Raw genomic sequence first — 11,625 nt, forward strand, 5'->3', positions numbered from 1 at the left:
ATAGGGATAACGAGAATGAAGAAACTGCTTGGCCTGCTTGTGGCCCTGATTGCCGCTGCGGCGATCTATCTTATTGCCACGCCCAGCCCGATTGACCCGCTGGCCTGGGATGCCCCGAGCCCCCCAACGCTAACCGGCGTACTGGAACCCAACGACACGCTGATGAAAACCGAACTGCTCGGCCGAGGCCAAGTGCACGGCCCGGAAGACACGGCCGTCGACGCACAGGGCCAGGTCTACAGCGGCCTGCATGACGGCAGAGTCGTGAGGATCAAGGCTGATGGCAGCGTAGAAACCTTCGCCGACACCCAAGGCCGACCACTGGGCATGGATTTTGACGCAAATGGCAACCTGATCGTCGCCGATGCTTACAAAGGCTTGCTTAGCATCAATAGCCAAGGACAGATCAAGGTATTGACCACCGAGGCGCAAGGTGTGCCCTTCAAGTTCACCGATGACCTCGATATCGCCCGCGACGGCACCATCTATTTCAGCGACGCCTCTGCCCGTTTCGAACAACCGGACTACCTGCTCGACCTGCTCGAAGCCCGCCCCCACGGCCGCCTGCTCAGCTACAACCCGGCCACCGGCGAAACCAAGGTGCTGCTCAAGGACTTGTACTTCGCCAATGGTGTGGCGTTATCGGCCAATGAAGACTTCGTTCTGGTCAACGAAACCTACCGCTATCGCATCACTCGCTACTGGCTGAGCGGCGCTAAAGCCGGCACTCACGATATTTTTATCGACAACCTGCCCGGCCTGCCGGACAACCTGCAGGGCGACCGCAAGGGCACTTTCTGGGTGGCCCTACCCAGCCCGCGTAAAGCCGATGCCGACTTCCTTCACCGCCACCCCTGGCTGAAAGCACAAATAGCCAAACTACCGCGCTCCTTGTGGCCCAAGGCCGTGCCCTACGGATTTGCTATCGCTATCAATGAGCAAGGGCAAATCATCCAAAGCCTGCACGACACCAGCGGTAGCCACCTACGCCTGATCACCTCGGTCAAACCCGTGGGCGACTACCTGTACTTCGGCAGCCTGGACAACGACCGCATTGGTAAGCTGAAAATCCGCTGACCTTTCTACCGCAGGCCCTGACAACACGTGACAGTGGCCTGCGATGCACACAACGCCTCATCAAGCCGCGCTTCGATACTTTCGACCGGTTTTCCTGATTCAAATCAGCACAAGCCTTAAACCGGACGTTTGCACGGGGAAATCACTGCTATCTTGATAATTCCCACCTTTTTTGCAGGCTTTTGTCATGGATATAAACGCCCTGTTCTCTCAAGTTAACAGCTTGCCCTCCATCCCCCGCGTCGCTCAGGAACTGATTCAGCAGTTCGATAACCCCCACACCAGCCTGGACAGTGTCGCGAGCAATATTGCCTTAGACCCAGTGATCGCCGCCAAGGTACTACGCCTGGCCAACTCCGCCCGCTTCCGTGGCTCCCGGGAATCCAGCAGCGTTGAAGATGCGGCTATGCGCTTGGGCTTCAACACCCTGCGCACCCTGGTACTGGCATCGGCGGTGACTGGCGCGTTCCAGGCACCACCGGGTTTTGATATCAAAGGGTTCTGGACACACAGTTTTCAGGTCGCCAGCATCAGCCGATTGCTGGCGAAGAATCGCGGTGTCGCTGTAGAAACCGCCTTCACCTGCGGCATGATGCACAACATCGGCGAGCTACTGATCCAGACCGGGGTGCCGGAGCTGGCCGAGCGCCTCAATCAGAACGGTAAGGATGTCGATGCAGCCCAACGGGTGGCGCTAGAGACCCTGCAATTGGGCTTTGGCTTCCCTGAGGTGGGGGCTGAATTGGCGCGACGCTGGCAACTGCCAGACCTGATCCAGCAGGCTATCGCCTACCAAAGCCGGCCGCTCCAAGCACCAGCCGACATGCCATTGCCTCGGGTGCTGGCACAATCGGTATCGATTGCCGAGGCCCTGCGTCAACACCCCGGTGAAATGACTAAGGCGGTAGAAACCCTGCAAGGCCCGCTATTTGAAGGGCTGGACGTCGTCAGCTTGCTAGAAGAGCTGCCGGTGATTCTGGAAGCCGACAAAGGCTTTGCTGAGCTACTCGGCTAAGCCCAGCTGCACTGAGCACCAACCGACGCTCAGTGCAGCTACTTGCTAGCAATCCAGATCGTGTGCCGCGTACCCTTGTTGCCATGGGCATAGACCTGCACTTCTTCTACTTTAAAGCCCGCCTTACGCACCTTATCGCTGAACTGCTGATCGGCACTCGCCGACCACACCGCCAGCACGCCTTTGGGCCGTAGCGCCTGATAGCAGCGTTGCAGTCCCTGAGCCGAATACAGCCAACCGTTGCGTTTCTGGGTCAGGCCTTCGGGACCGTTATCGACATCCAGCATGATCGCGTCATAACGCTGATCGGCGCTCTTCAGGCAATTGGCCACGTCGTCCTGAATCACGCGGGTACGCGGATCAAGGATCGGGTAACCGGCCTTGGCTCCCAACGGGCCGCGATTCCACTCCACCACACCCGGCACCAACTCGGCCACCTCGACCTCGGCCGTCTTACCAAGGTTCTGTAAGGCGGCGGCCAGGGTAAAGCCCATACCCAGACCGCCGATCAGCACCCGTGAGTCCGGTCGACCAGCGACCTTCTTGCAGGGAATCGCCGCCAACGCATCTTCAGAGCCATGCATGCGGGTGTTCATCAATTGACCACCATCGCCACCGGCAATCTTGATGACAAAATCCTCACCATACTCGAACAGGCACAACGCGCCAGAACCATCAGGAATCGGGGCGGTGTCGAGCAATACAAAACGCTTCATGGGCAGAGGCAACCTAGCTGAGTACAAAACAGGCGCGCAGCATGCACATAAAAGGGCCAAGATGCAGCGCCTGTTAACAGAATTTCTTCTGCATCACGCCTCTGGGCCGCGAAACCCAAGGCTATGATGCGCACTGCCCCTTTATCTACAGGATGACTGGTATGCCCCTCGCACAACTGATCAGCGCCGCCCAACTGCAGCAGCGCCTTGGTCAACCCAACCTGCTGATTCTCGATTGCCGCGCCGCCCTGGATGACCTGAGCTACGGCCAGCGTAGCTATGTCGAAGGGCATATCCCAGGAGCGCAATTTGCTGATCTGGAGCGTGATTTGTCGGGGCCGATTCATAAGGGCATTACCGGCCGCCACCCGCTGCCAGAGCCCGCGCAACTGCTGCAACGCCTACGCGAATGGGGCATGCATACGCACAGCGAAGTGGTGCTATACGACGACAATCCCGGTGCCTTCGCAGCCCGCGCTTGGTGGCTACTGGCCTGGCTGGGCAAGCGCGAAGGCGTGTACTTGCTCGATGGCGGGCTAAAAGCCTGGCGTGAAGCGAGTGGTGCTCTGACTACTGAGTTACCCACGCCAGCGCTAGGCACATTCAGCGGTAAGCCCGATGCCAGCCTGCTGATCAACGCCGTACAGCTACAACAGCGTCTCGGCAACAGCCAAATGACCCTATTGGATGCGCGCGGCCTGCCTCGCTTCAAAGGCGAAGTAGAACCCATCGACCCAGTAGCCGGACACATCCCTGGCGCGCAATGTGCCGTGTTCACTGACAACCTCGACAGCGACGGCCACTTCCTCAGTGCCAGCCAACTGCACAAACGCTTTGCTACTTATCTCGCTGAACGCCCTGTCAGCGAGCTAGTCGCCTACTGCGGCTCCGGCGTAACCGCCTGCCACAACCTGTTCGCCCTGTGCTTGGCTGGCTACCCGCTAGCGCCGCTATATGCCGGTTCCTGGAGCGAATGGATCACCGATGACGCTCGGCCAGTGGCCACTGGTGACTGATGGTCGCTTTGCTGGTTGGCGTGTGCAGGCAGTGCTACGTCAGCGGCTGCGGTTAAGCACCGGTTGGAATATAGGCAATAACCGAAAGCCGAAAACAATTTAAAAACAGCCCTTTACAGTGAAAAGGTCGCACTACACTTCAACATGAGCGGCTAAACCCGCTCCCGGTGGGGCCTTTTCAAAATAACTCGAAGCAGCCAGCGCCCCAGCTACATCGGTCACCTTACGCCGAGGGCTATATGGGAATTGCCGCCTGCGAGTTAAGCCAGTACGTCATCCGCCCTACCCTGCTTTACTTGGGCAGTTACTCAATCGCTGCCGAAGCGTTGTTGCCCGGAACCGCCGCCAGCCAATCCGGGCTTGGCTCAGCCCTAGACGACAAACACGGCCATGGCCTTTACCGCATCGCCGCAGAGCGTCACCAGCAGCTCTGGGATAAGCATCTGGCGCTGGACCCTGACCTCGCCAGCCAAGTACGTGGGCTCGCCAGCCAGCATGCCTTTCTTGCCGCACCGCATCTGGAACTGACCGTCAACCTGCGTTACGCCACGGCCATTGCCTGGATGCTGATCAACGCCGAGCACCGCGAACTACCAGCCGCCGATGACCTGCTCGGCATGGCGCACGTTTGGCGCAGGGTATTCAAACCCCACGGCCGCAGCAAAGACTTTATCGCGGCCTGGCAACGCTGCATCGGCAACCTAAGCCAGGTCGCCTGAGCCGGTAACTAGCGCGAGGCATTGTCCGACAATATTTTCGTAGTTAGCAGAAAATAGCAGCATTTAAACCCATAAAGCGCTCAATATTTGGAACTTCAAAGACTGGCATGGGTCATGAAAAGTTGCTAGTTTTCGCCCCCGCTAAACGCTAGGAGTTCTCCGTGACGAGAAGAGCCGTCAAAACCTGCCTGTCCCTTGTCCTTGTTTCTGCCGCAACCCCTGGCTTTGCCGGTGGCTTTGCAATTAACGAACAGAGCATCAGCAGCATGGGCACCGCCTACGCCGGCCGCTCCTCATCTGCCGATGACGCCAGCACTGTATTCGGCAACCCAGCCGGCATGGCGCGCATTAAGCGCGAGCAAGTCAGTGGTGGTATTGCGCTGCTCCAGGCAAAGACCGATATCGACAACGCCAGCGGCTCTGCCAGTGGTAGCAATGACGGCGATATGGTGCCGTTTATCGGCGCACCCATGGCTTATTACGTCAAACCGCTGGACGATAACTGGAGCTTCGGTCTGGGCCTGTATGTACCGTTCGGCTTGGTTACCGATTACGAGCGCAACTTTCAGGGCCGCTACCACGGCGACCGCAGCGAAGTGCGGGTGATTACCCTGCAACCGACCCTGAGCTATCGCTTCACCGAGCACCTATCGATCGGTTTAGGCCCCACCATAAACCGCATCGACGGCGAGCTGACTTCTGCTATTAACAACCCAATTCCCGGCGCGGGTGACGGCAAGGTCAAGATCAAAGGCGATGACACCGCGCTGGGCTACAACGTTGGCGTGTTGTTTGAAATCACCCCACAGACTCGTTTCGGCCTGACCTACCACTCCAAGGTGGATTACCGCCTGAAAGGTGAAACTAAGGTTTCCGGCCCAGGCGTCGTGATTGGTTCGTCGGCCGGTACCTACGATGCATCGCTTGAGCTGACCACCCCAGAATCGGTGGATTTCTCGGTAACCCACGATTTGAATGCCGACTGGACCCTCTATGCCGGCAGCACCTGGACGCGCTGGAGCCGATTGGAAGAAATCCGCGTCGATAACAAAGGTGTAGGCGGTGCCCTGGCAGGTGCCCTGACCAGTATTAACGAACCACAGAACTGGCACGACACCTGGGCGCACGCCGTGGGCGCGGCCTACAAGCTGAATCGCCAGTGGACCCTGCGCGCTGGTTTTGCCGTAGATCAGTCACCGACCAACAACACTGACCGTTCACCACGCATCCCAACCGGTGACCGCACCATCTTCAGCCTGGGCACAGCCTGGAGCCCAAATGATGATGTCACTATCGACCTGGCCTATTCCTATCTCAAGGAAGACGACACACAGATCACCCGGGACGACTACAGCGCTACCTACAAGAACACCGCTCATGGCCTGGGCGCACAAGTGACCTACCGCTTTTAGTTTACTGATCGCATAACGCAGCACGCACGCGGCGCGGAAAACTGAGCCGCGTGAGCACACCAACAACAGTGCGCAACACACGCCCCTAGGGCGCAGAAGCAATGGCCTTTTCCACAGCGGCAATCAGTGCCGGATCATCCGGCTTGGTGCGGCTGGAAAAACTCGCAATTACCTTGCCCTGCCGGTCGACCACATACTTGGAAAAGTTCCAGCTGGGTGCCTTGCTCTGTGCAGTAAGCGCCTTGAACAGTGGGATTGCTGCTGGGCCGGTGACTGGCTGAGTTTCAGTCATGGCAAAGGTCACGCCGTAGTTGACGTAACAGACCTTGGCCGTTTCTTCGCTGCTATCAGCCTCCTGACGAAAGTCATCGGAGGGCACGCCTAGCATCTCTAGCCCCTGCCCCTTATAACGCTGGTAGAGCGCTTCAAGGCCTTTGAACTGCGGGGTAAAGCCACAAAAACTGGCGGTATTAACCACCAGCAAGGGTTTGCCGGCGAACGCTGCGCATAAGTCGATACGTTCCTGGCTACGCAACTTCTGCAAGTCACCCTGCAACAACGCCGGGCATTCAGAGGCCTGCGCAGCACTCACCCAGGCGCTTAGCATGACAAGGATAAACAGGGATAAACGCCACATAGGGATCACCTTGATGGAATAGGCAGAGCCAGGGATTACCTCAGCAAACACCCAGGCCCAGTTGCAAAAATGCCAAACCGCTTTGCAACCAGCCCCACCAAGCCAAACCCAGAAGCAACATGCCGCCCATGACCAGAGCGGTATTCAAACCATAGTCAGTATTCATACCATCGCCTCTTGTTGTTGCAAGCGTGCCACTGGCTGCTCGCGTACCGGCCAGTTCAGAGCTGCGGCCAGCAAGCTAAGCAGTACAGCAATCTGCCAGACCAGATCATAACTGCCCGTCCGGTCATACAGGTAACCACCCATCCAGCCACCGAGAAAAGCCCCAAGCTGGTGGAACAGAAACACAATACCGCCGAGCATCGACAGGTTACGCACCCCAAACAGCGTCGCCACCGTGCCATTAGTTAACGGCACCGTTGAAAGCCACAGCAGCCCCATAGCCACACCAAAGGCATAGGCGCTCCATATTGTTAGCGGGGCCAGAATAAATGCCAAGATAACCACCGCACGAGCCAGGTACAGAGCACTGAGCAAGCGCGGTTTGGACATCCGCCCACCCAGCAGGCCCGCAATATAGGTACCAAAGATATTGAACAAGCCCACCAGGGCCAACACCGTGGTGCCAACCATTGCCGGCAGGTGCTGATCGACCAGATAGGCCGGCAAGTGCACACCGATAAACACCACCTGAAAACCACAGACAAAAAAACCTAATGCCAACAACCAAAAACCCGAGTGAGTGCATGCCTCACGCAGCGCCTCAGCCAACGTCTGCTGCGGACCTACGTGTGCTAACGGGGCGTCTTTGAGCATCGCGGCCAACGGAATAATCAACGCAACCAGCAACCCCAAAGCCATCAGCGCCACCGACCAGCCCTGCCAACTAAGCAAACCCAGGGTGCCAGGCAACATAGCGAACTGGCCGAACGATCCGGCCGCCGCTGCCATGCCCATCGCCACGCTACGTTTTTCCATCGGCACAGAACGCCCCACTACGCCGAGAATCACCGAGAACGAGGTGCCGGACAAACCAATACCAATCAACACACCGGCGCTCAGCGACAAGCTCAAGGGCGAGTCGGCCAACCCCATACACCCCAAACCGATGGCATAGAGAATGCCGCCAACAATCACCGTAGGTTTAGCGCCGAAACGATCCGCCAGCGCCCCGGTAAACGGCTGCGTAAGCCCCCAGATAAGGTTCTGCAAAGCAATGGCAAAGGCAAAGACCTCTCGCCCCCAACCAAACTCGGCACTCATCGGCGGCAAGAACAGACCAAAGCCATGCCGAATACCCAGCGACAGAGCCAGAATCAACGATGCGCCGAGCAGAATCCACAGACTGCCACGCCCGATGCTTTTCATAAAAAGTCCTTAACTGTAGAGCCGGGTAGATTGGCCGGCCGGAGCCAGCCAGACAAGTCGACCAAGGGCTAATCAAAGGCCAAAGGAGCGGCATTAGCACGCTGACGGAAGAACTGCAGCAACTGCTCGCGGTAATCGGCAAACACTTGCGGCGGCAACCAACGCCGGTAGATATCCAGAGTGCGTTCCGGGTTAGCCGACTCACCGCGAATGGCTTGATCAAGCAGACCCGTCATGCGCTGACCCCAAGGCGTTCGCGGGCAATAAATCCCCAACGCTTCCAACTGCGAATGCTCACGCAGCGGAACACTCACCAATGCATCACTCAAATTAGCGTCGCGCATCATCTCGCTATGGATCAGTGGGTAATCAAATACATAGTCCAGGCGATGGTTGCTGACCATCCGTACGAGGTTCTCCCCGCCTAAACTCCCACCCAACTCAGCAATGCTTCCCTCAGCCAGCGCCTGCGCCAAACGCTGCCGAATCGGCTGCGGATAAACCCGCCCCTTAGACAGAGCACCACGCAAATACGGATTAGCAAATAACCAGTCAAGGCTAACCTGACCGCCCTCAATCAATAGCTGATCTAGGCTCTGACGGCGCACCAACACCTGAATGGGCATGCCCCCGACGTAGGGTATGAAATAACCAGCACTGTCCCGCTCAGGGGTTTGCAGTTGGCCAATACTGCAGATTTTGCCCTTACGGCTAATACGTTGATCAACACGACTCATGGGCAGCACGACATAACGCATCTGCAAACTCGGCAAACGCGCCGCCAGCAATTGCAACGCTTCAACCAGCATGCCACCGGTCACTTCGCCGTCGCGCAGATTGAACATGCCAGGAATCGGTACAGCGCCCCAACGCAACTCTTCGGCATGCAGTGTGGCGGTGTTAGGTATTAGCCAAAGCAATACCGAGAATGCCACTGCACAGCACAGGCTAAACACGATAAGACATCCCTGATAAAACCGCGGTAATAGTAAGCAAGTGGCGGTTAAGAGCGTGTCTACAGCCGACTGTGCATCGCCGACACCTTGATAAAGCAGCGTTTAAAAAGCAAGAGCAACCCGCACAACTCCAATAATTTTTACGAACAAAAATGCGCTATCACCACACGCCCACTAGTTGCGCAGTGCCGCTTAAGCTTGTCATTACATTCCCCTACACATACAAAAAGGCGAAGGGCTGCCCCCTCGCCTTGGTTTACTCAGCCCAGATCAGGCATTACCAGCGCAGCGATACCGTCCCCAGCAGGGTGCGCTCGTCACCCCAGTAGCAACGACCGGCGTTGTTGCAACCAGCCACGTACTCCTTATCGAAGACGTTTTTGGCGTTCAGGTCCACCGACCAGTTTTTGTCGATGTCATAACCAATGGCCGCATCGACCAGGGTTACGTCGCCAGTATCGAGGCGACCGTAAAGGCTCGCAGGGGTATAAGCGAAGGTGCTATCGAAGTGACGCACACCACCACCCAGACGCAGGCCGCGCAAGCCACCATCGAGGAAGCGGTAGTTAGCCCAGACCGATCCCTGATTGCGCGGCACACCAGTCATTTGGTGATCTTCAACCCGCGAATCCGGCTTATCCTTGGTGATGCGTGCATCGGTGTAGGTGTAGGCTGCGGTGATATTCAGGCTGGCATTGATATCGCTGTTAACCTCCAACTCAACACCCTTTGAACGGCTTTCGCCGACCTGACGGTAATCATTAATTGCCGAATCAAAGTAAGTGTCATCTTCTTTACGCAGGTCGAACACCGCAGCGGTGAACATAGTGTTCCAGCCCTTGGGCTCATACTTCAGGCCCACTTCGTATTGCTCGGCCGTGATCGGATCTAGCGCGCCACTAGCGCTGCTAATCTGCTGCACCGGAACAAAGGAGGTGGAGTAGCTGACATAGGGCGACAGGCCATTGTCGAACTCGTACATCACACCGGTCTGCCAGGTGAAGTCGCGGTCGGTGTAGTCCAGCTCGGAATCGGCGTTACTGTACAGGCTACTGGGATCACGCTTGTTGCGATACTGATTGTCGACCGTGTCGAAGCGCCCACCGAGCAGAAAAATCCAGTTTTCGTACTTACTCTGTATCTGGCTGTAGATGCCAGTCATCTGCTGATCAAGCTGTGCATTTTGCACGGTGAGCGACGCGTTCGGTTCGCTCTCCCAGTTTGGGTCAAACACATCAATTGATTCTCCAGGGCCAGCGCTCCAGTCCTGATTGAACGAGGTGCGGTCAAAGCTCGCGCCCAGCAGCCAGGTGTGCTGCAACGCCCCGGTGTCAAACTTGCCTTCCAACTGGTTATCCAGTGAGTAGGTGATGGACTTGTTGTAGCGATCGTAAACCGTCATGCCCACTGTCTTACCAAACCCGGCGTTACTCAGATCCCCTGGCCAGGTTTCATTACGCTGGATACGCGACTGCATATAGCGCGAGTTCTGGCGGAACTGCCAGTCGTCATTGAAGCGGTGGGTGAACTCGTAGCCGGCGGTCCAGACCTCACGTTCGAAGGTGTTCCAGTCCTCGTTGCCGAGAAAAGTGTCCTTGTCGATCTTGCCGTTGGGGTTGCTCAGCAGCGTACCCGACGCCGGCAGACCCAGTTCGAGTTTGGTGCGGTCCTTCTGGTAGGTGGACAGCAGGGTCAGGGTGTTGAACTCGTCGAAATTGAAGGTCAGCGACGGTGCGATATGCAGGCGGTCGTCCTGCACATGGTCGACCTGGGTGTCGGCGACACGGCCGACCATCACCACGCGGCCGAGAATATTGCCGCTTTCATCGAGCGGGCCACCAACGTCCACATTGAGCTGGCGACGATTGTTGGAGCCGTAGCTCAGTTGTACTTCGCCCTGGGACGCCGCAGGCGGACGCTTGCTGACTAGGTTAACCAGACCACCCGGCGCGTTCTCGCCATAGAGAATCGAGGTCGGGCCACGGAACACTTCGACGCGCTCCAGGCCATAGGGCTCGCTGGTGGTGTCGTAGCGGTTGCCCTGCACGCGCAGGCCGTCGCGCAGCAGGCCGTAACCGTAGTCGGTGGCGTTGAAGCCACGGATATAGAACAGGTCACCGGCCAGGCCGTCACCAGCGGCGAAAGGTGGCGCGAAGATGCCTGGCACGTAGCCGAGCACGTCGGTCAAGGATTGTGACTTCTGGTCTTCGATACGTTTGCGGGTGACCACGGAGACCGAACGCGGCGTCTCGGACAGCGGCGTACTGGTCTTGCTGGCGGTCAGGCTTTTGGCTGCCTTATAACCAAAGTCAGGGCCTTGCGGCTGGTCCTGCACCCCGGTGACTGTCTGTTCAGGCAGTGTAAGGGCATCTACATCCTCAGCTTGCGCCGCAAATACAGCACCGTGGCACGTAGCAGCAATCACCACGGCCAAGCATTTCAGTTGAAACCGTCCCTCGCCTAGCACTTCCTTCGACATTGTTTTCTCCCCTTAGCCCAAGGGCCAACCAATACAGCTGGCCAACAAAAACGTTCGCTAGGGTAAAGAACATTGACGAGAATTTAAACAATAATGATTATCATTTATTTTACATGCAAGCACGCAACAAGGCACTGCGCTATTCACTGCGGATATGCGGAAAAGGATTCAACAGTTACCGAATGACTTTCTACCCCAACGCCTGTGAGAGTCGAGAGAGCCTGCCA

The 11,625-nt window shown here is 57.3% G+C and carries 11 protein-coding genes; 5 read left to right on the forward strand and 6 right to left on the reverse strand.

Features of this window, described 5'->3' with window-relative positions; genetic code table 11:
* Nucleotides 1-15 precede the first annotated feature (15 nt).
* Both VCA57_RS21580 and VCA57_RS21585 read left to right on the forward strand, forming a co-directional pair.
* Nucleotides 16-1,077 carry an SMP-30/gluconolactonase/LRE family protein gene (locus VCA57_RS21580; RefSeq protein WP_411187492.1) on the forward strand — a complete coding sequence of 354 codons (1,062 nt, stop codon included), beginning with the start codon at nucleotides 16-18 and terminating at the stop codon, nucleotides 1,075-1,077.
* A 187-nt stretch (nucleotides 1,078-1,264) separates the two neighbouring features.
* Entirely contained in the window at nucleotides 1,265-2,092 is an 828-nt protein-coding gene (locus VCA57_RS21585) for an HDOD domain-containing protein (RefSeq protein WP_411187494.1), read from the forward strand.
* Between the two features lie 38 nt (nucleotides 2,093-2,130).
* Here VCA57_RS21585 and VCA57_RS21590 read toward each other — a convergent pair whose 3' ends face one another.
* Entirely contained in the window at nucleotides 2,131-2,808 is a 678-nt protein-coding gene (locus VCA57_RS21590) for a spermidine synthase (RefSeq protein WP_411187496.1), read from the reverse strand.
* 161 nt (nucleotides 2,809-2,969) lie between these two features.
* On the opposite strand from VCA57_RS21590, the gene VCA57_RS21595 reads away from it, so the two are divergent.
* The 3 genes from VCA57_RS21595 (at nucleotide 2,970) to VCA57_RS21605 (ending at nucleotide 5,955) form a co-directional block, all read left to right on the forward strand.
* Nucleotides 2,970-3,824 carry a sulfurtransferase gene (locus VCA57_RS21595; RefSeq protein ID WP_411187498.1) on the forward strand — a complete coding sequence of 285 codons (855 nt, stop codon included), beginning with the start codon at nucleotides 2,970-2,972 and terminating at the stop codon, nucleotides 3,822-3,824.
* 239 nt (nucleotides 3,825-4,063) lie between these two features.
* The gene (locus VCA57_RS21600; RefSeq protein ID WP_411187500.1) at nucleotides 4,064-4,543 is read left to right on the forward strand and encodes a hypothetical protein; all 480 of its coding nucleotides are present in this window, start codon (nucleotides 4,064-4,066) and stop codon (nucleotides 4,541-4,543) included.
* A gap of 161 nt (nucleotides 4,544-4,704) precedes the next feature.
* Complete coding sequence (locus tag VCA57_RS21605) at nucleotides 4,705-5,955, forward strand: OmpP1/FadL family transporter (protein WP_411187502.1); 1,251 nt, start codon at nucleotides 4,705-4,707, stop codon at nucleotides 5,953-5,955.
* A gap of 85 nt (nucleotides 5,956-6,040) precedes the next feature.
* Here VCA57_RS21605 and VCA57_RS21610 read toward each other — a convergent pair whose 3' ends face one another.
* The 5 genes from VCA57_RS21610 to VCA57_RS21630 form a co-directional block, all read right to left on the reverse strand.
* Complete coding sequence (locus VCA57_RS21610; RefSeq protein WP_411187504.1) at nucleotides 6,041-6,592, reverse strand: glutathione peroxidase; 552 nt, start codon at nucleotides 6,590-6,592, stop codon at nucleotides 6,041-6,043.
* 40 nt (nucleotides 6,593-6,632) lie between these two features.
* The gene (locus tag VCA57_RS21615; protein ID WP_274088708.1) at nucleotides 6,633-6,758 is read right to left on the reverse strand and encodes a hypothetical protein; all 126 of its coding nucleotides are present in this window, start codon (nucleotides 6,756-6,758) and stop codon (nucleotides 6,633-6,635) included.
* Nucleotides 6,755-7,963 carry an MFS transporter gene (locus VCA57_RS21620; protein WP_411187506.1) on the reverse strand — a complete coding sequence of 403 codons (1,209 nt, stop codon included), beginning with the start codon at nucleotides 7,961-7,963 and terminating at the stop codon, nucleotides 6,755-6,757. The genes VCA57_RS21615 and VCA57_RS21620 overlap by 4 nt, the downstream gene beginning before the upstream one ends.
* Nucleotides 7,964-8,031: 68 nt before the next feature.
* The gene (locus VCA57_RS21625) at nucleotides 8,032-8,919 is read right to left on the reverse strand and encodes a hypothetical protein (RefSeq protein ID WP_411187508.1); all 888 of its coding nucleotides are present in this window, start codon (nucleotides 8,917-8,919) and stop codon (nucleotides 8,032-8,034) included.
* Nucleotides 8,920-9,196: 277 nt separating this feature from the next.
* Nucleotides 9,197-11,398 carry a TonB-dependent siderophore receptor gene (locus VCA57_RS21630; protein WP_411187510.1) on the reverse strand — a complete coding sequence of 734 codons (2,202 nt, stop codon included), beginning with the start codon at nucleotides 11,396-11,398 and terminating at the stop codon, nucleotides 9,197-9,199.
* Nucleotides 11,399-11,625 lie beyond the last annotated feature (227 nt).

The sequence above is a fragment of the Pseudomonas sp. genome, from assembly GCF_046581935.1.
Classification (GTDB): Bacteria; Pseudomonadota; Gammaproteobacteria; order Pseudomonadales; family Pseudomonadaceae; genus Aquipseudomonas.